Source organism: Streptomyces sp. NPDC058157, from assembly GCF_042884105.1.
Lineage (GTDB): Bacteria > Actinomycetota > Actinomycetes > Streptomycetales > Streptomycetaceae > Streptomyces.
On record NZ_JBHVUQ010000065.1, the window covers coordinates 12,522 to 39,450 of the forward strand.

Annotated in this window: 23 protein-coding genes, 1 pseudogene and 1 riboswitch; of the genes and pseudogenes, 9 read left to right on the forward strand and 15 right to left on the reverse strand. The window is 73.8% G+C overall.

Going from position 1 to position 26,929, the window contains the following annotated elements:
* Nucleotides 1-20 precede the first annotated feature (20 nt).
* Entirely contained in the window at nucleotides 21-1,979 is a 1,959-nt protein-coding gene (locus tag ACFVXK_RS18380; RefSeq protein WP_389612895.1) for an AAA family ATPase, read from the forward strand.
* A 4-nt stretch (nucleotides 1,980-1,983) separates the two neighbouring features.
* On the opposite strand, the gene ACFVXK_RS18385 is transcribed toward ACFVXK_RS18380, so the two are convergent.
* From ACFVXK_RS18385 to ribD, 11 genes are all read right to left on the reverse strand, one after another.
* A complete protein-coding gene (locus tag ACFVXK_RS18385) occupies nucleotides 1,984-2,556 on the reverse strand; it encodes a helix-turn-helix domain-containing protein (protein WP_389612897.1) in 573 nt (190 codons plus the stop codon).
* Between the two features lie 194 nt (nucleotides 2,557-2,750).
* On the reverse strand, nucleotides 2,751-3,815 hold the full coding sequence (locus ACFVXK_RS18390; protein ID WP_389612899.1) for a hemolysin family protein: 1,065 nt from the start codon (nucleotides 3,813-3,815) through the stop codon (nucleotides 2,751-2,753).
* Nucleotides 3,812-5,224 (reverse strand): hemolysin family protein, encoded by a 1,413-nt coding sequence (locus tag ACFVXK_RS18395; RefSeq protein WP_389612901.1) that lies wholly within the window; start codon nucleotides 5,222-5,224, stop codon nucleotides 3,812-3,814. The genes ACFVXK_RS18390 and ACFVXK_RS18395 overlap by 4 nt, the downstream gene beginning before the upstream one ends.
* Before the next feature lie 200 nt (nucleotides 5,225-5,424).
* Nucleotides 5,425-5,889, reverse strand: a complete 465-nt coding sequence (locus ACFVXK_RS18400; RefSeq protein ID WP_389612904.1) for a PH domain-containing protein — start codon at nucleotides 5,887-5,889, stop codon at nucleotides 5,425-5,427.
* Between the two features lie 35 nt (nucleotides 5,890-5,924).
* Nucleotides 5,925-6,773 (reverse strand): ATP phosphoribosyltransferase, encoded by an 849-nt coding sequence (gene hisG / locus ACFVXK_RS18405; RefSeq protein ID WP_358894474.1) that lies wholly within the window; start codon nucleotides 6,771-6,773, stop codon nucleotides 5,925-5,927.
* Between the two features lie 68 nt (nucleotides 6,774-6,841).
* Nucleotides 6,842-7,114, reverse strand: coding sequence for a phosphoribosyl-ATP diphosphatase (locus ACFVXK_RS18410; protein ID WP_344159636.1), 273 nt, complete (start codon nucleotides 7,112-7,114; stop codon nucleotides 6,842-6,844).
* A gap of 58 nt (nucleotides 7,115-7,172) precedes the next feature.
* Complete coding sequence (gene ribH, locus ACFVXK_RS18415; protein ID WP_042817356.1) at nucleotides 7,173-7,658, reverse strand: 6,7-dimethyl-8-ribityllumazine synthase; 486 nt, start codon at nucleotides 7,656-7,658, stop codon at nucleotides 7,173-7,175.
* 68 nt (nucleotides 7,659-7,726) lie between these two features.
* Nucleotides 7,727-9,031: a bifunctional 3,4-dihydroxy-2-butanone-4-phosphate synthase/GTP cyclohydrolase II gene (locus tag ACFVXK_RS18420; protein WP_389612907.1), complete on the reverse strand. Its 1,305-nt coding sequence runs from the start codon at nucleotides 9,029-9,031 to the stop codon at nucleotides 7,727-7,729.
* Nucleotides 9,028-9,681 carry a nicotinamide riboside transporter PnuC gene (locus ACFVXK_RS18425; protein ID WP_389612909.1) on the reverse strand — a complete coding sequence of 218 codons (654 nt, stop codon included), beginning with the start codon at nucleotides 9,679-9,681 and terminating at the stop codon, nucleotides 9,028-9,030. Before ACFVXK_RS18425 ends, ACFVXK_RS18420 begins: the two co-directional genes overlap by 4 nt.
* Nucleotides 9,678-10,301: a riboflavin synthase gene (locus ACFVXK_RS18430; protein WP_389612911.1), complete on the reverse strand. Its 624-nt coding sequence runs from the start codon at nucleotides 10,299-10,301 to the stop codon at nucleotides 9,678-9,680. The genes ACFVXK_RS18425 and ACFVXK_RS18430 overlap by 4 nt, the downstream gene beginning before the upstream one ends.
* The gene (gene ribD, locus ACFVXK_RS18435; RefSeq protein WP_389612913.1) at nucleotides 10,302-11,432 is read right to left on the reverse strand and encodes a bifunctional diaminohydroxyphosphoribosylaminopyrimidine deaminase/5-amino-6-(5-phosphoribosylamino)uracil reductase RibD; all 1,131 of its coding nucleotides are present in this window, start codon (nucleotides 11,430-11,432) and stop codon (nucleotides 10,302-10,304) included. It abuts the gene before it with no gap.
* Between the two features lie 151 nt (nucleotides 11,433-11,583).
* A riboswitch (FMN riboswitch) is annotated at nucleotides 11,584-11,713 on the reverse strand.
* Between the two features lie 296 nt (nucleotides 11,714-12,009).
* On the opposite strand from ribD, the gene ACFVXK_RS18440 reads away from it, so the two are divergent.
* The 3 genes from ACFVXK_RS18440 (at nucleotide 12,010) to ACFVXK_RS18450 (ending at nucleotide 16,754) form a co-directional block, all read left to right on the forward strand.
* Nucleotides 12,010-14,379 carry a chitinase C-terminal domain-containing protein gene (locus ACFVXK_RS18440; RefSeq protein WP_389612915.1) on the forward strand — a complete coding sequence of 790 codons (2,370 nt, stop codon included), beginning with the start codon at nucleotides 12,010-12,012 and terminating at the stop codon, nucleotides 14,377-14,379.
* A gap of 156 nt (nucleotides 14,380-14,535) precedes the next feature.
* Entirely contained in the window at nucleotides 14,536-15,294 is a 759-nt protein-coding gene (locus ACFVXK_RS18445; protein WP_389612917.1) for an SDR family oxidoreductase, read from the forward strand.
* 257 nt (nucleotides 15,295-15,551) lie between these two features.
* Complete coding sequence (locus tag ACFVXK_RS18450; RefSeq protein WP_389612919.1) at nucleotides 15,552-16,754, forward strand: enoyl-[acyl-carrier-protein] reductase FabV; 1,203 nt, start codon at nucleotides 15,552-15,554, stop codon at nucleotides 16,752-16,754.
* Nucleotides 16,755-16,907: 153 nt separating this feature from the next.
* Here the strand turns inward: ACFVXK_RS18450 and ACFVXK_RS18455 are convergent, their stop codons facing one another.
* Nucleotides 16,908-18,074, reverse strand: coding sequence for an ROK family transcriptional regulator (locus ACFVXK_RS18455; protein ID WP_389612933.1), 1,167 nt, complete (start codon nucleotides 18,072-18,074; stop codon nucleotides 16,908-16,910).
* A 78-nt stretch (nucleotides 18,075-18,152) separates the two neighbouring features.
* Here ACFVXK_RS18455 and ACFVXK_RS18460 point away from each other — a divergent pair, with 78 nt between their 5' ends.
* The 4 genes from ACFVXK_RS18460 (at nucleotide 18,153) to ACFVXK_RS18475 (ending at nucleotide 22,282) form a co-directional block, all read left to right on the forward strand.
* The gene (locus ACFVXK_RS18460; RefSeq protein WP_389612921.1) at nucleotides 18,153-19,382 is read left to right on the forward strand and encodes an MFS transporter; all 1,230 of its coding nucleotides are present in this window, start codon (nucleotides 18,153-18,155) and stop codon (nucleotides 19,380-19,382) included.
* 63 nt (nucleotides 19,383-19,445) lie between these two features.
* Complete coding sequence (locus ACFVXK_RS18465) at nucleotides 19,446-20,852, forward strand: uracil-xanthine permease family protein (RefSeq protein ID WP_389612935.1); 1,407 nt, start codon at nucleotides 19,446-19,448, stop codon at nucleotides 20,850-20,852.
* Between the two features lie 76 nt (nucleotides 20,853-20,928).
* Entirely contained in the window at nucleotides 20,929-21,570 is a 642-nt protein-coding gene (locus ACFVXK_RS18470; RefSeq protein WP_389612923.1) for a DUF5995 family protein, read from the forward strand.
* Between the two features lie 43 nt (nucleotides 21,571-21,613).
* On the forward strand, nucleotides 21,614-22,282 hold the full coding sequence (locus ACFVXK_RS18475; protein ID WP_389612925.1) for a hypothetical protein: 669 nt from the start codon (nucleotides 21,614-21,616) through the stop codon (nucleotides 22,280-22,282).
* A gap of 35 nt (nucleotides 22,283-22,317) precedes the next feature.
* On the opposite strand, the gene ACFVXK_RS18480 is transcribed toward ACFVXK_RS18475, so the two are convergent.
* Together ACFVXK_RS18480 and ACFVXK_RS18485 are read right to left on the reverse strand one after the other, a co-directional pair.
* Entirely contained in the window at nucleotides 22,318-24,018 is a 1,701-nt protein-coding gene (locus tag ACFVXK_RS18480) for a flavin monoamine oxidase family protein (protein WP_389612927.1), read from the reverse strand.
* Between the two features lie 69 nt (nucleotides 24,019-24,087).
* Complete coding sequence (locus ACFVXK_RS18485; RefSeq protein WP_389612929.1) at nucleotides 24,088-24,888, reverse strand: carbon-nitrogen hydrolase family protein; 801 nt, start codon at nucleotides 24,886-24,888, stop codon at nucleotides 24,088-24,090.
* 296 nt (nucleotides 24,889-25,184) lie between these two features.
* Between ACFVXK_RS18485 and ACFVXK_RS18490 the strand changes: the two genes are divergently transcribed.
* Nucleotides 25,185-25,895 (forward strand): GNAT family N-acetyltransferase, encoded by a 711-nt coding sequence (locus tag ACFVXK_RS18490; protein WP_389612931.1) that lies wholly within the window; start codon nucleotides 25,185-25,187, stop codon nucleotides 25,893-25,895.
* A gap of 153 nt (nucleotides 25,896-26,048) precedes the next feature.
* On the opposite strand, the pseudogene ACFVXK_RS18495 reads toward ACFVXK_RS18490, so the two are convergent.
* Nucleotides 26,049-26,929, reverse strand: a pseudogene (locus ACFVXK_RS18495) (hypothetical protein); the annotation flags it as partial.

Sequence of the window (26,929 nt, forward strand, 5' to 3'; positions counted from 1 at the left end):
GCAGGCTTGTGGGGGACGTGATGGACTTCGCCATGCCGGGCAGCGCACACGCCCCGGCCGAACTCGCCTGGCTGCGCGGGGTCGACGCCTGCACCATGGGCGCCTATCCGCAGGCCGAGGAGGAGTTCCGCACCGCCGTCGGCCTGGATCCCTCGATGGCCGACGCCTGGCTGGGGCTGCACGCGCTCCGCGTGGACACCACGAACGCGTTACTGCGCATGTACGCCCACCGCGACCGCTTCGGCGAGCAGCGCACCCGGCACCGCCGGACCCTCAACTCCTGGTACTGGCTGGGCTGGTGGGTGCAACCGGTGCTGGAGAGCCGGCGCGACCTGCTGCTGGCCCACGCCTCCCACTGGCTGGACGGCCGCCACGTCCCCGAGCTGGACCAGGCCCTGGCCGCGCTGCCACCGGTGGACACCGACCCGCAGGTGCGGTTCCTGCACGCCTGCCGGGCCTACCTGGTCAAGGACTGGGAGCAGCTCGTCCGGCACACCGAGCCGCTGGTGCACGACCCGATGCTGGGCATCGAGGCGGGCCTGTTCGGCGGGATGGCCCGGGTCCGGCTGGAGATGTACGGGCAGGCGGAGCCGATGCTGGCGGCGGCCCTGATGCGCTGCCGCAGCGAGCAGCCCCAGCGCAAGGAGCTGCGGTACTGGCTGGCGCGGGCCCGCGAGGGCACGGGCCGCAGCGCGGCGGCGCTGCCGCTGTACCGGGCCGTGCACCGGGTGGACCCGGCGTTCATGGACACGGCGGCTCGGCTGACGGCCATCGAGGACAGCGACGATTTCGACGGGATGGCGGACGCCGCCGGGTACGCCGGGTACGGGGGCCACCTGTCCGAGGGCTTCGCCGGGCACGGGCTCTCCACGGCCGGCGGGGACTACACGGCCGTGGCCCTCGGCGGCGGGGGCGGGCCGGCGCAGGACGTGGCCCCGGACGGGCAGGTGGACCCCGATCCGCCGACCCCCGGGGAGCCGCCGGACCCGCGCTTCGGGCCGCCGGCCGGGACCGGCCGGCTGGAGGACGTACGGCACAAGGTGACCCTGCCCGCGCAGGGCGCCCCCGTCGGGCTGCCGGCCGGGCCGACGGATCCGCAGGCGCTGGCGCAGGCCCTGGCCGAGCTGGAGCGCATGGTGGGCCTGGAGCCGGTGAAGCGGCAGGTGAAGGCCCTCTCCGCGCAGTTGCACATGGCCCGGCTGCGGGCGGCGCAGGGGCTCCCGGTGCAGCCGCCGAAGCGGCACTTCGTCTTCTCGGGGCCCTCGGGGACGGGCAAGACCACGGTGGCCCGGATCCTGGGGCGGGTGTTCTACGCGCTGGGGCTGCTGGGCGGGGACCACCTGGTGGAGGCCCAACGGGCCGACCTGGTCGGCGAGTTCCTGGGGCAGACGGCGGTCAAGGCGAACGAGCTGATCGACTCGGCGATCGGCGGGGTGCTGTTCGTGGACGAGGCGTACAGCCTGTCCAACTCCGGCTACAGCAAGGGCGACGCGTACGGGGACGAGGCCCTGCAGGTGCTGCTCAAGCGGGCCGAGGACAACCGGGACCACCTGGTGGTGATCCTGGCGGGCTATCCGGCGGGCATGGACCGGCTGCTGGCCGCCAATCCGGGGCTGTCCTCGCGGTTCACCACCCGCGTGGACTTCCCCAGCTACCGGCCCGCGGAACTGACCGCGATCGGCGGGGTGCTGGCCGACGCGAACGGGGACGGCTGGGACGAGGAGGCCCTGGAGGAGCTGCGCAGCATCAGCGGGCACGTGGTGGAGCAGGGCTGGATCGACGAGCTCGGCAACGGGCGGTTCCTGCGCACCCTGTACGAGAAGAGTTGCGCCTACCGGGACCTGCGGCTGTCGGGGTTCGCCGGGGAGCCCTCGCGCGACGACCTGGCCACCCTGCGGCTGGCGGACCTGATGCAGGCGTACGGGGAGGTGCTGTCGGGGCGGGGGCCGCAGGAGCGGCCGGAGCCGCCGGCGGTGTAGCCGCTCAGCGGACCCGGGGGCCGGCCCGGACGACGGCCTGGTCGCCCCGGGGACCGAACAGGTGCAGGACCTCCGCCGCCGTCCCGTCGGCCGGGCCGAACCAGTGCGGGCGGGCGGTGTCGAACTCGGCCACCTCGCCCGGGCGCAGGACGATCTCCTCGTCCCCGAGGAGCAGCCGTACCTCGCCCGCGAGGACGTAGAACCACTCGTAGCCCTCGTGGGTGACGAGCTGCGGCTCGCGCGGGGTCAGGACCTGCTTGAACACCTGGATCCGGCCCGGGTAGCGGGTCAGCGGGACGATGACGCGGCCGTGCTTGCGGAGGGGCTCCAGATGGACCCGGGGGTCGCCGGTGGGCGGGGCGCCGACGAGGTCGTCGAGGGCGACGCGGTGGGTGCGGGCGAGGGGGAGGAGCAGCTCGAGGGTGGGGCGGCGGTGGCCGGATTCGAGGCGGGAGAGGGTGCTCACCGAGATGCCGGTGGTGGCGGCGAGGGCCTCCAGGGTGAGGCCGCGGTCGCGGCGGAGGGCGCGGAGCCTTGGGCCGATGGCGTTCAGTACCGCTTCCGTGTCCGGGTCCACGGGTCCATTCTGCCGGGTGCCGGGTGCCGGGTGCGGCTGCGGCTGCGGCTGGGTGGGCCGCTGCGCGGGGCTTGCCCCTCCCCGCCCTTCCACCCTTCCCAGGGGCTCCGCCCCTGACCCCGAGACCGGGCGCTGCGCGCCCGGTGCGCTCAGACGCGCGGGGGTCCGGGGGCGGAGCCCCCGGACCTCGGTGGTCAGGCGGTCAGCGCGCGCTCCCGGCGGCGGCGGGCCGGGATGCGGTGGGCGGGGTCGCGGACCTCGCCCACCAGCATTTCCAGGACGTCCTCCAGGGCCACCAGGCCCAGGACCCGGCCGGACGGGTCGGCGACCTGGGCCAGGTGCGTGGCGTCGCGCCGCATGACGCTGAGGGCGTCGTCCAGCGGGAGCGTCGAGCACAGGGTGGTCATCCGCCGCCACACCCGCTGCGGGACGGCCCGCTCGCGGTCCTCCAGGTCCAGGACGTCCTTGACGTGGAGGTAGCCCATGAACGCGCCGCTGTCCGAGCGGACCGGGAAGCGCGAGTAGCCGGTGCGCACGGTCAGCTGTTCGATCTGGCGCGGGGTGACGGCCGGGCCGACGGTGACGAGCCGGCTCGTGGCCAGCAGGACGTCGGTGACCGGGCGGCTGCCCAGCTCCAGGGCGTCCTCCAGGCGTTCCTGCTCGACCGGTTCGAGGAGCCCGGCCTGCCGGGAGTCCTCGACCAGGCGGCCGAGCTGGGCGCTGGTGTAGACGGCCTCCACCTCGTCCTTGGGCTCGACCTTGAACAGCCGCAGGACGAGCGCCGCGCACGCCCCCAGGGCGGTGGTGACCGGCCCGCAGACGCGGGCGAAGGCCACCAGGCCGGGGCTGAACCACAGGGCGGTCTTCTCGGGGGCGGCCATGGCGAGGTTCTTGGGGACCATCTCGCCGATGACCAGGTGGAGGAAGACCACCGCCGCCAGCGCGAAGGCGTAGCCCAGCGGGTGGACCAGCCCCTCGGGCACGTGGACCGCCTCGAAGACGGGTTCCAGCAGCCGGGCCACGGTGGGCTCGGCGACCGCGCCGAGGGTGAGGGAGCACAGGGTGATGCCGAACTGGGCGGCCGCCATCATCCGGGGCAGGTTCTCCAGGCCGTACAGCACCTGGCGGGCCCGCTTGGAGGCGGCCGCCAGGGGCTCGATCTGGCTGCGGCGGACGGAGACGAGCGCGAACTCGGCGCCGACGAAGAAGCCGTTGGCCAGGACCAGGAGCAGGGCGAAGAGGAGCTGGACGGCGTTCATCGGGCGGCGCCTTCCAGCTGCTGCTCGCCGCGCAGCCGCCCGGCGGCGCGGGCGGGCTGCGGGACGGCCTCGGCGGCGGCCCCTGCGGTCTGCGCCGCCGCCGTCAGGCGGACCAGCCGGACCCGCTCGGCGCGGTTGCGGCGGACCTGGCGGACGGACAGCTTCCAGCCGGGCAGCTCGGCCCGGTCCCCGGGGGCGGGGATCCGGCCCAGGAGGTCGGCGACGAGGCCGGCGACGGTCTCGTACGGGCCTTCGGGCACCTCCAGGCCTATGCGGCGCAGGGTGTGCACGCGGCAGCTGCCGTCGGCCTCCCAGGAGGGGCGGCCGTCCTCGGCGGGGACGGAGGCCAGCTCGGGGCTGTCGTCCTCGGCGAAGTCGTGCTCGTCGCGGACCTCGCCGACGAGTTCCTCCACGATGTCCTCCAGGGTGACCACGCCGGCGGTGCCGCCGTACTCGTCGACGACCACGGCCATCGGCTGTTCGCTGCGCAGCCGCTCCAGCAGCGGCTGGACCGGCAGGGAGCCGGGCACCAGCAGCGGGGCGACGCAGATCCGGCCGACGGTCGTGCGGGCGCGCTCGGACTCGCGCACGGCGAGGGCGTCCTTGAGGTGGACGACCCCGGTGATCTCGTCGATGCGCTCGCGGTAGACCGGGAAGCGGGACAGGCCGGTGGCGCGGGTCAGGTTCAGCACGTCGGCCGCGGTGGCCGAGTCCTGGAGGGCGCTGACCTTCACCCGGGGGGTCATGACGTGCTGGGCGGTGAGCTCGCCCAGCGAGAGGGTCCGGACGAAGAGGTCGGCGGTGTCCTGTTCGAGGGCGCCGGCCTGGGCCGAATGGCGGACCAGGGAGACCAGTTCGCCGGGGGTGCGGGCGGAGGCCATCTCCTCGGCGGGCTCGACGCCGAGCGCCCGCACGAGGCGGTTCGCGACGGAGTTGAGGCCGGCGATGACGGGCCGCAGGGCCCGGGAGAAGGCCTGCTGCGGGCCGGCCACGAAGCGGGCGACCTGGAGCGGCTTGGAGACGGCCCAGTTCTTCGGGACGAGCTCGCCGACGACCATCTGGACGGCGGAGGCGAGCAGCATGCCGATGAGGACGGCGGCTCCGGGGACGGCCCCGTCGGGCAGGCCGGTCGCGGCGAGCGGCTTCGACAGCAGCGCGGCGAGGGCCGGTTCGGCGAGCATGCCGACGACGAGGGAGGTGATGGTGATGCCGAGCTGGGTGCCGGAGAGCTGGAAGGACAGCTCCCGCAGGGCTTCGACCACCGTGCGGGCACGGCGGTCACCGTCGGCTGCGGCCCGTTCCGCCTCGGGCTTCTCCACCGTGACGAGGCCGAACTCGGCCGCCACGAAGAATCCGTTGGCGAGGATCAGGGCGAATGCCGCCACGAGCAGCAGTAGCGGGATGGTCATGCCGCCGCCTCCACGGGGAGGGCGGCGCGGGTACTACCGGACGATCCGTCCATTGCTGGAGGGAGTCACTCCTCTGGTCGCAGGTGCCCACGGGCCACGGGGTCCCGGGGCGGGTGGGGGGGCGCAGTGGTGCGCCGCCCCACCAGGGTAGTCATTGAGATCGCCGCCGCAATGGGACGCAGCGGACGGGTGCGCCGGGCTCAGCGGCCGGCGGCGCCGGTCCCGCGGGTCTCGGCGAGGGCGCGCAGGGCGCGGGCGTCGCCGATGGCGCGGGCCTTGGCGATGCCGGGCTGGATGCCGAGGGCGGGCAGGCTGGTGCCGTCGTTCAGGTCGAGGAACACCCACGGGTCGCCGGGGCGGAGGTTGACGCGCAGGATCTGCGCCCACTCCAGGCGGCGGGTGGTGGTGAGGTTGACCACGGTGACCCCGGCCTCGTCCGCGACCACCTTGGGGCGGCTGAGCAGGACGAGGACGGAGGCCATCAGGACGGCGGTGACGACGAAGCTGATCCGCTCGCCGGGGCTGAGGTTCTCCAGCAGCAGGGCGATCGCCGTGATGGTGGCGAACATGACGGAGCCGACGCCCAGCAGGACCGCCCGGGTGCGGTTCGGCCGGAAGGTGACCGGCAGGGTGGGCGGTGCGGGCTGGGCGGCGGACTCGCTCATGGTGCGGTGATGCCTTCTCGGGAGGGGCCGGCCGGTCAGAGTCGGCAGGCGTGGATCGAGGTGGTGAGGATCGCGCGCGCGCCGAGCTCGTACAGGTCGTCCATGATCCGCTGGGCCTCCTTGGCGGGGACCATGGCGCGGACGGCGACCCAGCCCTCGTTGTGGAGCGGGGAGATGGTCGGCGACTCCAGGCCCGGGGTGAGGGCGACCGCGCGCTCCAGGTGCTCGGCGCGGCAGTCGTAGTCCATCATCACGTAGCTGCGGGCCACCAGGACGCCCTGGAGGCGGCGCAGGAACTGCGCGACCTTCGGGTCGTCGTCGCCGGCGCCGGTGCGGCGGATGACGGTCGCCTCGGACTTGAGGATCGGCTCGCCGATGACCTCCAGGCCGGCGTTGCGCAGGCTGGTGCCGGTCTCGACGACGTCGGCGATGATCTGCGCGACGCCGAGTTCGATGGCGGTCTCGACGGCGCCGTCCAGGTGGACGACGGAGGCGTCGACGCCGAGGTCGGCGAGGTGCTTGGCGACGATGCCCTCGTAGGAGGTGGCGATCGTCATGCCGCCGAAGTCCTCGGGGCCCTTGGCGGTGCCGGGCTTGGTGGCGTAGCGGAAGGTGGAGCGGCCGAAGTTCAGCGGCAGGATCTCCTCGGCGTTGGCGCCGGAGTCCAGGAGCAGGTCGCGGCCGGTGATGCCGATGTCGAGCTTGCCCGACGCGACGTAGATCGCGATGTCCTTCGGGCGGAGGTAGAAGAACTCGACCTCGTTGTCGGGGTCGACCGTGACGAGTTCCTTGGACTCCTTGCGCTGGCGGTAGCCGGCCTCATGGAGCATCTCCGACGCCGGTCCGGAGAGCGAACCCTTGTTGGGGACGGCGATGCGCAGCATGGGGCTTCCTTCTGTGCTGGGTGTGTAAGGGGTGTGTGGGCCCAGGGCCCGCGGCGGAGTGCTCCGGCCTAGAGGTGGGAGTAGACGTCGTCGAGGGAGATCCCGCGCGCCACCATCATCACCTGGACGTGGTAGAGCAGCTGGGAGATCTCCTCGGCGGCGGCTTCCTTGCCCTCGTACTCGGCGGCCATCCAGACCTCGGCGGCCTCCTCGACGATCTTCTTGCCGATGGCATGGACGCCCTTGCCGACGAGCTCGGCGGTGCGGGAGGTGCTGGGGTCGCCGTCGGCGGCCTTGAGCTGGAGCTCGCTGAAGAGCTCTTCGAAGGTCTTGTTCGCCATGATGCCCTTAGGGTACGGGTTCACCCGGGCCCCCCGGTCCCGGGGTTCACTCCGTGGACTACCGCCAGGGTTCGCTGACCGTGCGCAGGGTCATGGCGGTGGAGACGGCGGCGGTGACCGCTTCGTGGCCCTTGTCCTCGTTCGAGCCCTCCAGGCCGGCGCGGTCCAGGGCCTGCTCGTCGTTGTCGCAGGTCAGGACGCCGAAGCCGACGGGGACGCCGGTGTCGATGGAGACCTGGACCAGGCCCTGGGTGACGCCCTGGCAGACGTAGTCGAAGTGCGGGGTGCCGCCGCGGATGACCACGCCGAGGGCGACGATGGCGTCGTAGCCGCGGCCGGCGAGGACCTTGGCGACGACCGGGAGCTCGAAGCTGCCCGGGACGCGCAGCAGGGTGGGCTCGTCGATGCCCAGCTCGTGCAGGGCCCTCAGGGCGCCGTCGACCAGGCCGTCCATGACCTTCTCGTGCCACTGGGCCGCGATCACGGCCACCCGGAGGTCGCCGCAGTTCTTCACGCTCAGTACGGGTGCGCCCTTGCCGCTCACAGCTCTGCTCCTCAGGGGGTTCCGGTTCGTACCGGGGTTGACGGGTGGGAAGGGTGGGTGGTGCGGGGTTACTGGTTGCCGCAGGCGGAGGTGGGTACGGCCCCCTCCAGCCAGGGGAGGTCGTGGCCCATGCGGTCCCGCTTGGTGCGCAGGTACCGCAGGTTGTGCTCGCCCGCCTGGACGGGCATGGGCTCGCGGCCGGCGACGGAGATGCCGTGGTCCTCCAGGGCGGCGGCCTTGTCGGGGTTGTTGGTCAGCAGCCGGACGGTGCGCACGCCGAGGTCGGCGAGGATCTGCGCGCCGGCGCCGTAGTCGCGGGCGTCGGCGGGCAGGCCCAGTTCCAGGTTGGCGTCCAGGGTGTCGCGGCCGCGCTCCTGGAGCTCGTAGGCGCGCATCTTGGACAGCAGTCCGATGCCGCGGCCCTCGTGTCCGCGCAGGTAGACGATGACCCCGCGGCCCTCGGCCTGGACCCGGGCCATGGCGGCCTGGAGCTGGGGGCCGCAGTCGCAGCGCTGGGACTGGAAGATGTCGCCGGTCAGGCACTCGGAGTGCATCCGGACCAGGACGTCCTCGCCGGTGCCGATCTCCCCGTGGACGAGGGCGACGTGCTCGACCCCGTCGACGGTGGAGCGGTACCCGTACGCGGTGAACTCGCCGGCGGCGGTCGGCAGGCTGACCTCGGCCTCGCGGCGGACGGTCGGCTCGGCGGAGCGGCGGTAGGCGATCAGGTCCTCGATGGAGATGATCGTCAGGCCGTGCTTGCGGGCGAAGGGGATCAGCTCGGGCAGCCGCAGCATGACCCCGTCCTCGCCGGCGATCTCCACGATGGCGCCGGCCGGGCGCAGGCCCGCGAGGCGGGCGAGGTCGACGGCGGCCTCGGTGTGGCCGTTGCGGACCAGCACGCCGCCCGGCTTGGCGCGCAGCGGGAAGATGTGGCCGGGGCGGACGAAGTCGCCGGGCTCGGAGGTGCCGTTGGCGAGCAGGCGCAGGGTGGTGGCGCGGTCGGCGGCGGAGATGCCGGTGGTGACGCCGTGCGCGGCGGTGGCGTCGACGGAGACGGTGAAGGCGGTCTTCATCGACTCGGTGTTGTTCTGGACCATCTGCGGGAGCTCCAGGCGCTCCAGCTCGGGGCCCTCCATGGGCGCGCAGATCAGGCCCCGGCACTCGCTCATCATGAACGCGATGATCTCGGGGGTGGCCTTCTCGGCGGCGATGACGAGGTCGCCCTCGTTCTCGCGGTCCTCGTCGTCGACGACGACCACGGGGCGGCCGGCGGCGATGTCGCGGATGGCCTGTTCGACGGGGTCGAGGCGGAAGGACTCCTCGGCGCCGGAGTCGGCCGGGTCGGGCACGGGCTTGAGGAGGGGGGTCATGCCGTTGCTCCTTCGAGGGCCGGGGCGGGGGTGGTGCGCGAGCGCTGGTACCAGTCGTAGGCACCCCAGAGCACGAGGGCTCCGTAGATCACGTAGACGAAGGCGGAGAAGGCGTAGCCGCTGGTGAAGGCCAGGGGGACGCCGACGGCGTCGACCAGCAGCCAGGCGAACCAGAACTCGACCAGGCCCTTGGCCTGGGCGTACATGGCGACGATGGTGCCGACGAAGATGTAGGCGTCCGGGAGCGGGTTCCAGGACATCCACGGGTAGAGGGTGAACAGCCCGGTGACGGCGAGGGTGCCGACGGCGGCGGCGCCCAGCAGCAGTCCGCGCTCGCGCCAGGAGGCGAAGCGGACGGCGAGGGAGGAGTCCTGGGCCTGCCGCTTGCCGCGGGTCCACTGGGCCCAGCCCCACAGGGCGACCAGCATGACGACGACCTGCTTGCCGGCGTTGCCGGAGAGGTGGCCGGCGGCGAAGGCGACGAAGAGGATGGCGCCGGAGAGGAACTGGGTCGGCCAGGTCCATATGGAGCGCTTCCAGCCGAGGGCGAGGGCGATCAGGCCCATGGTGTTGCCGATGGCGTCGGACCAGATGATCTTCTGGCCGAAGGCGGTGAAGGCCTCGGAGTTCAGCCAGGTCAGGGCGCTCACTTCGGTCCCTCCTCGGCGTGCAGCGGGTTCACGCCGGCGGCGAGCAGGCGCTCGACGTACTTGGCGAGGACGTCCACCTCGAGGTTGACCGGGTCGCCGGGCTGCTTGATGCCCAGGGTGGTCAGGGCGAGGGTGGTGGGGATGAGGCTGATGGTGAAGTGGTCGGCCGCGGCGTCGACGACGGTGAGGCTGACGCCGTCGACCGTGATGGAGCCCTTCTCCACGACGTAGCGGGCCAGGTGGCCGGGGAGCGCGATCTTGACGAGCTCCCAGTGCTCGGAGGGGGTGCGGGAGAGGATCTCGCCGGTGCCGTCGACGTGGCCCTGGACCAGGTGCCCGCCGAGCCGGCCGCCGAGGGCCATGGGGCGTTCCAGGTTGACCCGGGAGCCTTCGCCCAGGGCGCCGAGGCTGGAGCGGTTGAGGGTCTCCTGCATGACGTCGGCGGTGAACTCGCCGTCGGCGGTCTCCACGACGGTCAGGCAGACGCCGTTGACGGCGATCGAGTCGCCGTGCTTGGCGCCCTCGGTGACGACCGGGCCGCGCAGGCGGAAGCGGGAGGCCTCGGCGAGCTGCTCGACGGCGGTGACCTCGCCCAGTTCTTCGACGATTCCGGTGAACACTCAGTGCTCCTTGGGGGCGTTGGAGGGGACGGCGGTGATGCGCAGATCGGTGCCGCTGCGTACGGCCTCGGTGATGTCGAGGCGTACGGCGTGGGCGATGTTCGTGATGCCGGCGCCGAGCAGGGCGGCGGGGCCGGCGCCGAGGAGGGCCGGGGCGATGTAGCCGACGACGCGGTCGACGGCGCCGGCCTCCAGGAAGGATCCGGCGAGGGTGGGTCCGCCTTCGAGGAGGACGGAGCGCACCCCGCGGGCGTACAGCTCGGTGAGCAGGACGGCGACGGGGACGCGGCCGTCCCGCAGGGGCAGCCGCAGGACGTCGGCGCCGGGCAGGTGGCGGGTGTCGGCGTCCTCGCCGGTGACGATCAGGGTGGGGCCCGCGTCGTCGAGGATGCGGGCGGTGGGGAGGAGTCCGGCGCGGGTGTCGAGGGCGACGCGCAGCGGCTGGGTGGCGCCCTCGATCCCGCGGACCGCGAGGTGGGGGTCGTCGGTGCGCAGGGTGCCGCCGCCGACGAGGACGGCGTCGGCCTCGGCGCGCAGCCGGTGGACGTCGGCGCGGGACTCGGCGGAGGTGATCCAGCGGCTGCTGCCGTCCTCGGCGGCGCTGCGGCCGTCGAGGGTGGCGGCGTACTTCCAGGTGACGTGGGGGCGGCCGAGGCGGACGGAGGTGAGCCAGGCGGCGTTGCCCTGTTCGGCCTCGTCGGCGAGGAGGCCCGCCTCGGTGGCGATCCCGGCGGCGCGCAGGGTGGCGCCGCCCCCGCTGGCCTGCGGGTTCGGGTCGGAGACGGCGTAGACCACGCGGGCGATGCCGGCCTCGATGAAGGCCTGCGCGCAGGGGCCGGTGCGGCCGGTGTGGTTGCAGGGTTCGAGGGTGACGTAGGCGGTGGCGCCGCGGGCGGCCTCTCCGGCCGCGCGCAGGGCGTGGACCTCGGCGTGCGGGCCGCCGGCCCGCTGGTGCCAGCCCTCGCCGACGACGGCGCCCGTGGGGTCGGTGATGACGCAGCCGACGACGGGGTTGGGGCTGGTGGAGCCGAGTCCGTGGGAGGCCAGCTCGACGGCCCGGCGCATCGCGGTGATGCTCGGGTCGACTGCTGCCTGCGCGGTGTGTGTCGCCACCGGGTCCTCCTGCCTCATCGGGCACGGACTCCGGGGCCTGTCGGGATACGACAGATGAAGCGGGAAAGCGCACACGGGGACGCCGGGGGCCGGAAATACGGTCCGTCCGACACGTATCCCGGGGGATACGACGGTGGACCGCCGACGGCGGCGTACCGGTGACTGCCCGCCGCGCACTGCCTCCCATCCGGACTTTAACCGTCGGTCCAGGAATTTCACCTGGTCAACCGGCCGCTGGCTGCGGACGGGTCGCGGACTATACCGCCGGTTCGGAATTACACCGACCCCGGAGTGCGCTGCTACTGGTACTAGGGCCAGTGTGCCACGGGGGATCGGCGGCCATGCGGGGGAAGCGCTGTGGCCTGGCTCACAAGACCACCGTTCTCGAGCGTTCCTCTTGCGCCGCCGGTGGCGCGAACGCTTCGGACCCCTGGTTGGTCCAGACCTATTGACGGGTTGGTCTAGTCCTCTTAACGTTCCCTTCATCTTCCCGGGAGCCGGCCTGCCGACGTGCGCACGTCACGGGCCAAACAGCGCCACCTTTCCGCCTGTTGCCGCATTTGGCCCTGCCATCCTCCCCTCCCCAGGAGGCACCATGCCGTCCCCCACACGTACGAGAGCGATGCTGCTGGCATCCGGCGCGGCGATCGCCGGCCTGCTGGTCGGCGGGCTCTCCGCGGGCGTCTCGCACGCCGCCGACAACGAGGGCTGTCGCCCCGACGGGCTGTACAAGACCCCCGGAGTGGACGTCCCCTACTGCTCGGTCTACGACTCCGAGGGCCGCGAGAAGATGGGCGCGGACCACCAGCGACGCGTCATCGGCTACTTCACCGGCTGGCGCACGGGCAAGGACGGCACCCCCGCCTACCTGGCCAACAACGTCCCGTGGTCCAAGGTCACCCACCTGAACTACGCCTTCGCCCACGTCGGCTCGGACAACAAGATCTCGGTGGGCTCGGACGGCCCGAACAACGCCGCCACCGGGATGACCTGGCCGGGCGTGGCGGGCGCCGAGATGGACCCGGCCCTCCCCTACAAGGGCCACTTCAACCTGCTGAACAAGTTCAAGAAGCAGTACCCGAACGTGAAGACGCTGATCTCGGTCGGCGGCTGGGCCGAGACGGGCGGCTACTTCGGCGACGACGGCAACCGCATGGCGTCGGGGGGCTTCTACTCGATGGCCACCAACGCCGACGGCTCCGTCAACCAGGCGGGCATCGACACCTTCGCGGACTCCTCGGTGGAGTTCATCCGCAAGTACGGGTTCAACGGCGTCGACATCGACTACGAGTACCCGACCACCATGAAGGACGCGGGCAACCCGCTGGACTGGCAGCTGTCCAACGCCCGCCGGGCCGGTCTGGTCCAGGGCTACGCGGCCCTGATGAAGTCGCTGCGCGAGAAGCTCGACCGCGCGGGCGCCGCCGACGGCAAGCACTACCTGCTCTCCGTCGCCGCCCCCTCCTCCGGCTACCTGCTGCGGGGCATGGAGACGTTCCAGATGCAGAAGTACCTGGACTACGTCAACATCATGTCCTACGACCTGCACGGGGCCTGGAACGAGTACGTCGGCCCCAACGCCTCCCTCTTCGACGACGGCAAGGACGCCGAGCTGGCGGCCGCGGGCGTCTACTCCACCTCCCAGTACGGCGGCGTCGGCTACCTCAACACCGACTGGGCCTACCACTACTTCCGCGGCTCCATGCCGTCGGGCCGGATCAACATCGGCCTGCCGTACTACACCCGCGGCTTCAAGAACGTGCAGGGCGGCACCGACGGCCTGTGGGGCAAGGCCGCGGCCACCAGCTGCCCGGCGGGCGCCGGTCTGACCAAATGCGGCGACGGCGCGGTCGGCATCGACAACCTCTGGCACGACCTGGACGCCAACGGCGTCGAGTCCCCGGCGGGTTCGAACCCGATGTGGCACGCCAAGAACCTGGAGAAGGGCGTCGTCGGCGACTACGTCACCAAGTACGGCTTCCCCGCGAACACCACGCTGACCGGCACCTACGCCCGCAAGTACGACTCCACGCTGGTGGCGCCGTGGCTGTGGAACGCGCAGAAGAAGGTCTTCCTGTCCACGGAGGACGAGCAGTCCGTCGCCGCCAAGGCCGACTACGTCGTGAACAAGGGAATCGGCGGCACGATGGTCTGGGAGCTGGCCGGCGACTACGCGTACAACGCGGCCAAGGGCCAGTACGAGATGGGCGACACCCTCACCTCCCTGATGTACGACAAGTTCAAGGCCGCCTCCCCGTACGGGGCGAAGAAGGCCGGGAGCACGCTGCCCACCCAGGCGGTGGACATCAAGACGGAGTTCACCGACTTCAAGCTGGGCGACTCCAACTACCCGATCACCCCGAAGCTGAAGATCACCAACAACACGAAGAGCACGCTGCCCGGCGGCACCGAGTTCCAGTTCGACTACGGCACCTCGGCTCCGGCCAACGCCTCGGACCAGTCCGGCTTCGGCACGAAGGTGATCACCACGGGCCACTCCGGCCCCAACGTCGGCGGCCTGAAGGGCGACTTCCAGCGGGTCTCGCTGAAGCTCCCGGCCTGGCAGTCGCTGGCCCCGGGCGCCACGGTCGACCTGGCCTTCAACTACTACCTGCCGGTGTCCACCCCCTCCAACTGGACGGTGAACGTCTCCGGCACCACCTACGCCCTCGCCGGCGACCTGGCGCGCGGCACCACGGTGACGGAGCCGGGCGGCAGCCAGCCCCCGACCACCCCGCCCACCACGCCTCCCACCACCCCGCCGACCACTCCCCCGACGACACCGCCGACCACGCCTCCGGGCGGGACCTGCACCAACCCGGCCTACGTGGCGGGCACGGTCTACAACAGCGGCAACGTCGTCTCGCACAAGGGCCACAACTGGAAGGCCCAGTGGTGGACGCAGAACGAGGAGCCCGGCACCACCGGCCAGTGGGGCGTCTGGCAGGACCTCGGCGCCTGCTGACACCCGACGGCTGAACGAGACGTGAGGACCCGGTGGCCCGGCGGCCCCCGGGTCCTCGCACGTCCGGGGAAACCCGCCCGCGCGCCGGTGTCACGTTCCGGCCCCCCGGTCTGTCCCCTGGGAGAAGGCATTCCCCGACGGAAGGACACCCCCACGATGAGCACGATCCTCGTGACCGGCGGCACCGGCAATCTCGGCGCCCTGGTCGTGGACCGGCTGCGGGCCCGGGGCCACGAGGTCCGGGCGCTGAGCCGGGGCTCCGCCGCGTACCCGGTCGACCTGCGCGACGGCCGCGGACTGGACGCGGCGATGTCGGGCGCGCAGGTCGTCGTCCACTGCGCGAGCTCCCCGCGCGGGGGCGACGACGTGGCCGCCGGACACCTGATCGCCGCCGCCCGGCGGGCCGGGACCGTCACCAACCTGGTCTACATCTCGATCGTCGGGGTGGACGTGGTGCCGTTCGGCTACTACCGGACGAAGCTGCGGGTGGAGCGGATGCTGGAGGATTCCGGGCTCGGGGTCACGATCCTGCGGACCACCCAGTTCCACGACCTGGTCGCCCAGGCGACCGCCACCCTGGCGAAGCTGCCGGTGGTGCCGCTGCCCAAGGGGGTACCGGTCCAGCCGATCGCGGTGGAGGAGGTCGCGGACCGGCTCGCGGAGCTGGCGGCGGCGGACCCGGCGGGACGGGTGGCCGACCTGGGCGGGCCGGAGGTCCGCACGCTGGAGGAGTGGGGCCGGGAGTTCCTCGCGGCGACGGGCAGCCGGCGGCGGGTCCTGCCGGTGCCGCTCGCGGGGCGCACGTACGCCGCGTTCCGGCGCGGGGGGATCCTGGCGGCGCCCGGGCGGGCGGTGGGCCGGGGCACCTTCGGCGCGTACCTGGAGCGGCGGGGCCGGGGGGCCGGCCGGCGCTGAGAGCGCGGGAACGCCGGGGAAATGTCAAGAGCCGCAGGCCACAAGGGCCGGGGCGGGAACTGCGTGATCATCCGTCACATGTCGGCGAACGGACGGTGGTTAGGCTCGCCGAAGACGGACGGCCGCAGCGGCGCCCCGGCCTCCGGCGGGCCGGAACCGCCCCTCGGGACCGGCCCTCCACGGGCCGTCCCGGGCGGGGAGGCCGGCCACCCGCACGCCCTGTCCGTCCGGACCTCCCCGGACAGAACGGAAATCTCGTGAGCCTTCGCCAGATCGAGCCCAAGCAGCGCGGGTTCCTCATCGTCAACTCCCACCCGGAAGGCGCCGCACGGACCGTACGGGACCTGTGGGAGTCGATCCCGGCCCGCACCGACGGCCGCCGCCCGGTCGCGCTCGTCCTCGGCCACTCCGCCGGCTACGGGCTGGCCACGGTCCTGGCCGGGCTGCGCCGCCACGGCATCCGCGGCGTCGGCGTCGCCTTCGAGGCCCCGGACACCGGCCGCCGCACCGCCGGCGCCGGGTGGTACCGCACGGCGGCCACCGCCGAACTGGCCGCCGAACACGGCCACGACATGCGCTTCGTGAACGCCGACGCGTTCTCGGCGGACGCCAAGACCGGGATCGCGGACCTGCTGGAGCGGCACTACGGCCCGGTCGACCACCTCGTCTACAGCCTCGCGGCGCCCCGCCGCACCGACCCGGACACCGGCGAGGTCCACCACTCGGTGATCAAACCCCTCGGCGCCGCCTACGAAGCCCCCTCGCTCGACTTCTCCGCCGACGAGCCCGCCGTGGCCTGGACCCGGATCGAACCCGGCACCGAGGCGGAGGCCCGCGCCACGGCCGCCGTGATGGGCGGCGACGACTGGGCCCTGTGGGTCCGGGCCCTGGCCTCCCGCCGGCTCCTGGCCGACGGGTTCACCACCACGGCCCTGACCTACGTGGGCTCGGAGGTCACCGCCCCGGTCTACCGCGAGGGCACCATCGGCGGGGCCAAGCAGCACCTGGAGCGGACCGCCCGCGAGCTCGCCGCCTCCCCCCTGCTCAAGGAGAGGAACGGCCGCGCTTTCACGGTCGTGGCCGGCGCGGCCGTCACCCAGGCCTCCAGCGCGATCCCCTCCATCGCCCTCTACACCGCCTTCCTGCGCACCGTCCTCGGCGAGGGCGGCTTCCGGACGACGGGCGAACAGGCCGCGGACCTGTGGGACCAGCTCGAGGGCCGCACCCCGCTCGTCCTCGACGGGGAGGGCCGGATCCGGCTCGACGGCTGGGAACTCGACGCGCGGGTCCAGGAGCGGGTCCGCGAGCTGTGGGCCGACCCCCGGCGCGGACTGGACGCCGCCCGCTCCGGCGCCGACTGGTTCATGGGCCAGGTCAGGGCCCTGTACGGCTGGGACGTCGCCGGCGTCGACTACGCCCCGCCGGCCGAGACCGACGTCCCCTGGCCCGTGCGGCCGTAGGACGGGCCGGGCCGGGCCGGGGCCGGGCCGGGGACGGGCCGGGGACGGGCCGGGCCGGGCCGGGCCGGGGCCGGGCCGGGGACGGGTCGGGGACGGGCCGGGGACGGGCCGGGGACGGGCCGGGCCGGGCCGCCACCGCCGTCAGCCGGCGCGTCAGCCGGCGAACAGCTCCGCCTGGGCCGCCTCGCGCGCCGCGAGGCGGGCGCCCTCCAGGACCGCCGGATCGCCCAGCGCGGTGGCGCGGACCTCGGTGGGCACGGGGCTCAGGGCGGCGAGGCGGCGGGCGACCCGGGCGGCCAGGGCCTCGCCGCCCGCCCGGCCGAGCCCGCCTCCGAGGACCACGCAGCCCGGGTCCAGGACGGCGGCCACGGCCGCCGCACCCAGGGCCAGCCGCTGCGCCAGCTCCTCCAGGAAGGCCTCCCCGGCGCCGCCCGCGACGGCCTCCTCCACGGAGCCCTCGAAGCCGTGCCCGGCGGCCAGCGCCGCCACCGCCGCCGCACCGGCCAGGGCGTGGAAGCCGCCGCCGCAGTCGGTGGCGGAGGGCAGTCCGGCGGTGCCCGGCACCGGCAGGAAGCCGATCTCGCCCGCGCCGCCCGAGGCGCCCCGTCTCAGCCGGCCGTCGAGCACCACCGCGGCCCCGACACCGGCGCCGAGCCACAGCAGGACGAAGGAGTCCAGGTCGCGGGCGGCGCCGACCCGCTGTTCGGCCAGGGCCGCCAGGTTGGTCTCGTTCTCCACCACCACCGCGGCGGGCAGCCGCCGCTGGAGGGCGGCCACGAGGTCCCGGTGCCAGGCGGGCAGGCCCGAGGTGTCGCGCAGCTCCCCGGAGGCGGGGGCCACCAGGCCGGGCGCGCCGACGACCACCGTGTGCAGCGCCTGCGCGCCCGCCTCCCGGGCCAGCGCCTCCAGCCGGTCCACGGCCTCGCCCACGGCGTCGACGGGGAGCTCCGCGCGGGCCAGCGGATGCCCGAGGAGGTCCGTGACCACGGCGGTGGCGCTGTCGGTGCGGACGTCCAGGGCGGCCAGGTGGGCCCGGCGGGCGACGATCCCGTAGAGGCGGGCGTTGGGGCCGCGCCGCTGTTCGCCGGACTCCCCCACGACCTCGACCAGCCCGGCCGCGCCGAGCCGTTCGAGGAGGTCGGCGACGGAGGGGCGGGAGAGTCCGGTGAGCTGCTTGAGCCGGGTCGCCGTCAACGGCCCCTCCGACTGGAGGAGTCCGAGCGCGAGCCGGTCGTTCATCGCCCGGGCCGTGCTCGGCGAGGCGGGCGACGGGGCCGGGGAGACGCCAGGGGCGGGAGCGGCTGGAGCGGCGGGGGGCATCGCCTTCACGGGGGTCACGGACCCCATCCTAAGGAAGAGGTCTTAATTATCAGGCAGGCTCCCTGATAGTTTTGAGCCATGACGACCGTGACGGCCGGGGAACCCGGCACCGGCCCGGCGCGGCTGCGCCGCGCCCGCTTCTCGATAGCCGCCGTCTTCTGCGCCCACGGCGCCGTGACCGGCTCCTTCGCCACCCGCATCCCGTGGATCCAGGAGCACACCCAGGTCGGCGCGGGCACCCTGGGCCTGGCCCTCGCCTTCCCCGCCCTCGGCGCGGCCCTCGCCATGCCGCTGGCCGGGCGGGTCAACCACCGATTCGGCGCCCGCGCGGCCCTGCGCGGGCTGCTCTGCCTGTGGACGCTGTCCCTGGTCCTGCCGGGCCTCGCGCCGAACCTGGTGACCCTGTGCTGCGCCCTCTTCGCCTACGGGGCGGCCGCCGGCATGTCGGACGTGGCCATGAACGCGCTCGGGGTGGAGACCGAGAACCGGCTCGGCCGTTCGATCATGTCCTCGCTGCACGGGATGTGGAGCGTCGGCGCCCTGCTCGGCTCGGCCGCCGGCACGGTCGCCGCGCACACCGGGACCGACGCCCGGCTGCACCACCTGGCCGCCGCCCTCGCCCTGACCGCGGCCGGGCTGGTCGCCGTGCGCGGGGTGCTGGACCTGCGCAGCGCGCCGCAGGAGCAGGCGCCGCCGCGGTTCGCCCGGCCCCCGAAGGCGGCGGTGGTGATCGGGGCGGTGGGCTTCTGCGCGGTGTTCGCCGAGGGGGCGAGCCTGGACTGGTCGGCGGTGTTCCTGCGGGACGTGCTGGGCACGGAGGCCGGTGTGGCGGCCGCCTCCACCACCGCCTTCGCGCTGACCATGGCGGTGGCCCGGCTGGCCGGGGACCGGGTCGTGGACCGGTTCGGGGCGGTGCGCACCGTGCGGGCCGGCGGGGTGCTGGCCACGGCGGGCGGGCTGCTGGTGGTGACGGTCCGCCAGCCGGTGGCGGCCATGGCGGGGTTCGGGATGATCGGGCTGGGCATCGCGGTGGTGGTGCCGCTGGCGTTCGCTGCGGCGGCGCGCAGCGGGCCGGCCCCGGCGCAGGCCATCGCGGGGGTCGCGACGATCACGTACACCTCGGGGCTGATCGCCCCGTCGGCGATCGGGGCGGTGGCGGACGCGTCCTCGCTGGTGGTCTCGTTCGGCCTGGTGACGGTGCTGGCGTGCGCGCTGGTCGCGGGCGCGGCGGTGCTGCGGTCGACGGCGGGGCCGGGGGGCGGCGCGCACGCCGTCAATCGGGACGAACCCGCTGCTATCCGGCCGTAATATATCGCTGGCCGCCCTGCGGTCATGATCCTTGACCTCTCGGCGGAACGGAAGTGGTGGAACATGGGCTTCGGCCTGCGCTGGACCCTGCACGGAGACGGGCGGACCCCCGCCCCCGGCGCGGTGGTGCGGCCGGACGAGCGGCTGTCGTGGCCGCGCACCGCCGGGCTCGGCGCCCAGCACGTGGTCGCGATGTTCGGCGCGAGTTTCGTCTCGCCGGTACTCATGGGCCTGGACCCGAACCTGGCCATCATGATGTCGGGCATCGCCACCGCCGTCTTCCTGCTCGCCACCCGCGGGCGGGTCCCCTCCTACCTGGGCTGTTCGCTGTCCTTCGTGGGCGTGGCGGCGGCGATCCGGGCCGGCGGCGGGGACAGCGCGGTCGTCACGGGCGCGGTGTTCGTCGTCGGCGCGGCGCTGTTCCTGGCGGGTCTGGCCGTGCAGCGGTTCGGGGCGCGGATCATCCACGCGGCGATGCCGCCGGTGGTGACGGGCGCGGTCGTGATGCTGATCGGGTTCAACCTGGCCCCGGTGACGGCGGCCACGTACTGGCCGCAGGACCAGTGGACGGCGCTGCTGACGATGCTGTTCACCGGGCTGGCTGTGGTGTGCCTGCGCGGGTTCTGGTCGCGGATCGCGATCTTCCTGGGGCTGGTGTTCGGGTACGGGATCTCGTGGGTCTTCGACCTGGTCTTCGGGAAGATCCACTCCCCGGCGGGCGGGACCGAGGCCGTGGACCACTGGCGGCTGGACCTCTCGGGCGTGGGCAAGGCCGACTGGATCGGTCTGCCGAACCTGCACGGGCCGTCGTTCCAGTGGTCGGCGATCCTGATCGCCCTGCCGGTGGTGATCGCGCTGATCGCCGAGAACGCCGGACACATCAAGGCGGTCGGCGAGATGACGGGCGACCCGCTCGACGACAAGCTCGGCACGGCCATCGCCGCCGACGGCGCGGCGTCCATGCTGTCCACGGCGGTCGGCGGTCCGCCGAACACCACGTACTCCGAGAACATCGGGGTCATGGCCGCCACCCGGGTCTACTCCACGGCGGCCTACTGGGCGGCGGCGGGCTTCGCGCTGCTGTTCGGCCTGTGCCCGAAGTTCGGCGCGGTCGTCGCGGCGATCCCCGGCGGGGTGCTGGGCGGCATCACGGTGATCCTCTACGGCATGATCGGCCTGCTCGGCGCGCAGATCTGGCTGAACGGACGGGTGGACCTGCGCAATCCGCTGAACCTGGTCCCGGCCGCCGCGGGCATCATCATCGGCGTCGGCGGGGTCAAACTGCACTTCAGCGACAGCTTCGAGCTGGGCGGCATCGCGCTCGGCACGCTCGTGGTGATCACCGGCTACCACGCGCTGCGCTACTTCGCCCCGGAGCACCTCAAGCGGCAGGAGCCGCTGCTGGACTCGGGGACCTCGGCGTACGACGACGCCGCCGGCGCCGAGGAGCCCGGGGACAAGCGGGGTTGACGCCGTTTCGCCCGAACCGGCGAAGCCTGCGGCCAAGTTCCCCGCGCGGGGCGCCGCGGCTGTGACGCTGTCCTCCATGGAAGCGGTACTCGCGCGGATGCGCGTCCTCGACGAGCGGCTGCCCGCGCAGGACGGCGTGGCCGTCTTCAACCGGGTGTACCTGACCGTGACGCAGACCCTGCACGAGCGGATCGAGCACGGGGGCTTCCCCCAGCCCCGGCGGGCCGAGACCCTGAGCGTGCGGTTCGCGGAGCGGTACCTGGCGGCGGTGGAGTCGGAGCGGGCGCCGGCCTGCTGGCGTCCGCTCCTGCAGTACCGCCGCCACCCCGGGGTGCGCCCGCTCCAGCACGCGCTGGCCGGGATCAACGCCCACATCGGGCACGACCTGGCCCTGGCGGTGGTGTCCACCTGCCGGGTGCTGGGCTGCGCCCCGGCGGCCTTGGAGGCCGACTTCCACCGGGTCGGCGACACCCTGGTCTCCCTGGAGGAACGCATCCGGGAGGACCTGATGCCGGGCCCGGACCTGCTGGAGGTCGCCGACCCGCTGACGCACCTGCTGGGCTCCTGGAGCCTGGAACGCGCCCGCGCCGGCGCCTGGGCGGCCGCCCGCCTCCTGTGGACCCTGCGCCGCTCCCCCGAACTGGCGGAGGAGTTCGAGGAGTCCCTGGACGCGGGCGTCGGCCTGGTGGGCCGCTGCCTGCTGACCCCGACGGGCTGAAACCCCGGTGCGGCCGGGGCGCGCCGCTTCCTAGGCTGTGCGGATGCCCAGCTTCGCCACGCACCGACTCCGGGTGCACGACGCCTCGCTCCCGCCCCACCGGCGGCTGTCGGCGCTGCGCACCTGCCTGACGGAGTTCTCCCCGTACGGGTTCTACGCCACCTACCACCACCTGTGCCGCAGCGCCGGGATCCCCCGGGACCTGCGTGAGGATCCGCGGTCGCTGGTGCGGGCGGTGGAGGAGCTGCACGAGGCGCGGCTGCTGTGGCGGGACGCCACGGCGGTGTGGCGGGTGGGCCGGCGGGCCCAGAAGCGGGCCGGGGTGCGCCGTCCCGACCCGCCGCAGCCCGCGCGGTGGCTGTTCTGGCCGGACCCGGAGTTCCATCCCGGGGGCCGTCTCGCGGAGGTGATGCCCGGGGTGATGCGGGGCCGCTGGGACCTGGAGGGCCACCAGGGCCGGGACGGGGTGTGCCCCGTGTGCGCGCGGGACCGGGGCGCGGTGGAGTGGGACGGCAGCGGCCACGGCCGGTACACCCTGTGCGCCGGGTGCGGCCTCGGGCTGGGCCGGCGGCCGCACCCGCTGCCGTCCGGGCCGGAGCGCGGGGAGCTCCGCGCGGGCTTCCGGCAGCGGCAGCGCCTGATCTGGGCGCGTGAGGTGTGGGGCCCGGGATCCGCGGGCGGGTATGAGAACGGGCCGCCGCCGCGTGCGTGACGCGGGGGCGGCCCGTGGTCATGGGGCCCGGAGGGTCAGTCTTCCGGGAGTTCCACCGGGGCGATCTCGTCGTAGACGTCGCCCGGGCCGGGGTTGGTGGCGTCCGTGGAGCCGCCGAGGTGGTGCATGACGCCCCAGACCGCGTTCAGGGCGGTCTGGACGGCGCCCTCGGCCCAGCCGGCCGTCCAGGAGATGTCGTCGCCGGCGAGGAAGATGCCGCGCTTGTCCTCGGGGAGGCGGTCCTGCATGAAGTGGGTGAACAGGCGGCGCTGGTAGCGGTAGTGGCCCGGGAGGTTGGCCTTGAACGCGCCCATGAAGTAGGGCTCGTCCTCCCAGGAGACGGTGACCGGGTTGCCGATGATGTGGCGGCGGATGTCGACCTTGGGGTAGATCTCGCCGAGGGACTTCAGCATGACCTCCATCCGCTCGTTCGCGGACAGCGGCAGCCACTTGAGGCTGTCGTCGCACCAGGTGTACGAGAGGCAGATGACGGCGGGCTTGTCCGGGCCGTTGTCCAGCAGGTACGTGCCGCGGGTCATGCGGTCCGTGAGCGTCATCGACATGACGTCGCGGCCGGTCTCCTCGTCCTTGTCCAGCCAGAAGGGCCGGTCGACGGGGACGAACAGCTTCGACGACTCCATGTAGTGGGTGCGCTCGATCGCCGTCCAGTGGTCGATCGGGAACAGCGTGTCGTCGCACTCGATCTTCGACAGCAGCATCCAGGACTGGGCCGTGAAGATCGCGGCGCGGTAGGTGCGGATGTCGCCGGAGGCGTCGGTGACCGTGATGCGGTTGCCGGCCGTGCGGTGCAGGCGGGTCACCGCCGGGCGCGGGGCGCCCTCGTGCAGGGTGGACAGCGAGGTGCCCTGGGCCCAGTGGACGATCTTCTCGGGCTCGCGCTCCCACAGGCGCAGCGGCAGCTGCTGCGAGCCGCCGACGATGCCGCGGTGGTGGTCGTCCGCCTCGGTGTAGACGACGCGCAGGATCTCCAGGATGGAGTTCGGGAAGTCGGTGTCCCAGCCGCCGGTGCCGAAGCCGACCTGGCCGAAGATCTCGCGCTTGCGGAAGGACTTGAAGGCCTCCGACTTGCAGAGGAAGCCGTAGAAGGTCTCGTCGTCGAGCTTCTCGACGAGCTTGGCCCAGATCTCGCGGATGCGCGGGACGTCGCGCTCGCGCATCGCGGTGTTCATGTCCGAGAAGTCGGCGCCCTCGTCGAGGCAGGCGTTCCACGCGGCGGACACGTCGCGGTAGATCTGCGGGAGGTCCGCGATCGTCTCGGCGTAGTGCGTCTCGCCCTTGAGGTCGACGACCGTCGAGGGGGTGGACTCGGCGAGCGGGTTCGGGAAGGGCTCCGTGACCAGGCCGACGAGGTCGATGTAGTGCTGCAGGGCCGTGGAGGAGGGCGGGAAGCGCATGGCGCCCATCTCGGCGGTGAGGCCCTCGGTCTCGGCACCCTCGAAGCCGACGGTGCGCAGCCGGCCGCCGATCTGGTCGGCCTCGTAGACGACGGGCTTGAGGCCCATCTTCATCAGCTCGTAGGCGGAGATGATGCCGGACAGGCCGCCGCCGATGACGGCGACCTCGGTGCCGTGCTCGGTCGCCGGTATCTGGCCCAGGCCCGCCGGGTGGGCGAGGAAGTCGTCGTACGCGTACGGGAAGTCCGGGCCGAACATGGTGATCGGCGGGAGCTGTCCGTCGCCGTGCGGAACGGCGGTGGTGGGCACCGTGGACGTCATGGGGGTACGTCTCCTTGCGGCAGAGCAGGCGGGGCTGGGGCGGGGTGGTGAGGGGGGTGCGGGCGGGCCTCAGACGAGGGAGGCGTAGAGCCCGGGGCGGCGGTCGCGCAGGTACGGGTTGGTCTCGCGCGAGGCGCGGAGCAGCTCGGGGTCGACCTCGCCGAGGACCATCTCCTCGCCGCGGCCGGCGCGGGTGCGGGTGACCCCGTCCGGGCTGGCGAGGCAGCTGAGGCCGACGAACTCGAACTCGCCCTCGGGGCCGGTCCGGTTGACGTACGCGATGTACATCTGGTTCTCGAAGGCCCGTACCGGGACCAGCTGTTCGGCGACGAACTGGAACGGGTGCATCTGCGCGGTCGGGACCAGGAGGAGGTCGGTCCCGGCGAGCGCGTGGGCCCGTACGTTCTCGGGGAACTCCACGTCGTAGCAGATCATGATGCCGACGCGGAGGCCGTTCAGGTCGGCCTGGACGACGGGGGTGTCGCCGGGGGTGAAGGCCTCCTGCTCGAAGCAGCCGAACAGGTGGGTCTTGCGGTAGTTCGCCAGCCGGGTCCCGTCGGGGCCGATCAGCTGGGCCGAGTTGTAGACGGTGTCGCCGTCGCGCTCGGGGTAGCCGTACAGGACGGCGATCCCGTGGCGGCGGGCGATGCCCCCGATGGCGTGGGCGGACTCGCCGTCGGCCGGCTCGGCCAGGCCCGCGATGTCCCCGGTCTCCAGCGCGTAGCCGGTCAGGTACATCTCGGAGGTCACGAGGAGCCCGGCCCCGCCCTGTGCGGCGCGCGCCGCGGCCTCGTCGAGCCGCTTCAGGTTCTCGGCGGTGTCGCCGAGCCGTCCGGAGCTCTGGAGGAGTGCGGTGCGCAGCGGGGGCATGGGCGAACCTCTGTGACAGGTGGGGTGGGGGTCGTAAAACGGTACGTTCGGGCGTTCGACCGGGACAAGCCGTCAGCGTTGCGCTGGCCTCATCGATTCGTTGCGCGTTACAGCCGGTGGGCGGCGAATCGTTGCGCGGGCCTCCTGGGGGCCGTGGGACGGGGGTTGCGGGGCGCGCCGGTAAATCCGCTGCTCCCCGGTGCTCCGGGGGCATAGCCTGCCTGCCGACGCCGCCGTCCCGGGCCGCCGCACGGGGCCCAGCGGGCGCCCGCTCCCAGGGAAGGACCCCCCACCGTATGTCCACCGAGAACCCCGCCGCCCCGCTGGACAACCCGGTCTGGGCCGCGCTGACCGGCCCGCACCGCGCCTTCGCCGAGTACTCCGGGCGCGGGGCCGCCCGCTACCTCCCGGCGGCGAACCCGTTCGCGGCCGTCGCCGACCCGGCCGATCCGGCCGCCTGGGCGGACCTGGCCGCGCTGGTGGGGCCGGGCCGGGAGGTGTGGCTGACCGGTCTGCCGACGCCGCCGGCCGACTGGGAGACGGTGCGGTGCATCCCGGGCGTACAGCTGGAGGGGTCGGCGGTACGGGCCGAGGCCGCGCCCGAGGCGGTGCGGCTGGGGCCGGCCGACGTGGCGGAGATGACGGCGCTGGTGGAGCTGACCGAGCCGGGCCCCTTCCTGCCGCGCACCGTCGAGCTGGGCGCGTATCTGGGCATCCGCCGCGAGGGCCGGCTGGTGGCGATGGCCGGGGAGCGGATGCGGCCGCCGGGCTGGACGGAGATCAGCGCGGTGTGCACCCATCCCGACCACCGCGGCCAGGGGCTGGCGGCGCTGCTGATCCGGGCCGTGGCGGCGGGGATCCGGGAGCGCGGGGACGTCCCGTTCCTGCACGCGGCCGCGGACAACACCTCCGCGATCCGGCTGTACGAGTCGATGGGCTTCGTCCTGCGCCGGGAGCCGGTCTTCATCGGGCTGCGCTCGCCCGGGGTCCCGGGCAAGCGCCCGTAGCCCGGTTTAACACGGGGTTCATTGAGTGCCGCCCGGGCCTCCCGTAGCGTCGGGACGGACGGGAGCCCGGGCCGGGGGCCGGTCGGCCGAAGCGATGAACACGCAGATCAGCGGCTGTCAGACCCTCGGCCCGGCTCCCGTCCCCGTGCTCCGTCAGGCCCGGGCCGCCCCCCGCTCCGCCCAGGCGCGGGCGAACAGCTCGTGCGGCGGCAGCGGCGCCAGCAGGCGCAGCAGCGGCAGGTGGAGGGCAGGGCCCGAGGCGGCCGCCACGTGGGCCGCGAGCTTCGCGGTCTCCACGGGCAGGTGCGGGGCCTTGGCCTGCGTCCACTCCCCCGGGACGAACAGGGTCCGGCCCGCGCGGGCCCGCTTGTCGGCGACCACGGCGCCGGTCGCCAGCAGCTCCGCCTGGGCGGCCTTGTGCCGGGCGGGGGTCCAGCCGTTCCAGCGGCGGACGGCCCGGTCGGTGGGGCGGGCGAGGGCCAGCAGCTGGAGGTGGAGGGCGGCCGCGTCCGTACCGGTCCCGAGGGCGGCGGCGACCTCGGCGGTCAGCTCCGGGGCGCTCAGTGCCGGGTTCGCCTCGTAGCCGCCCTCGGGGACCGGGGTGGCGGCGGCGCGGGCGGCCAGCCGGGCGAGGCCGTCGAGGAGGTCGCGGTGGCGGCGCAGGACGGTCAGCAGGTAGCCCTCCCGGACCGTGGCGCCGATCCGCTCGGCCCGCTCCCTGCGCGGCGGGTCGAAGAGGGCGGACGGGCGCAGGAAGACGTCCCCGCCGGGCACGGCGACCACGAAGACCCCGTCGTCGAGGGCGGTGGAGGTGCCCGGGGCGCCCTCCCACACGGGCTGTGGGCAGGGCAGCACGGGTCCCGCGTACGGGGCGGACGCCGGGTCGGCCGGCGCGGCGTCGGCGAGCTCCCGGAAGAAGGTGCCGAGCGGCACAAGGGCTCCGGGGTCCTCCACGTGCGTGCGCAGCCGCCGGTACAGGGCGAGGGCGCCCCGGGCCGCCGGGTCCCCGACGGGCCGCTCGGTCAGGGCCCAGG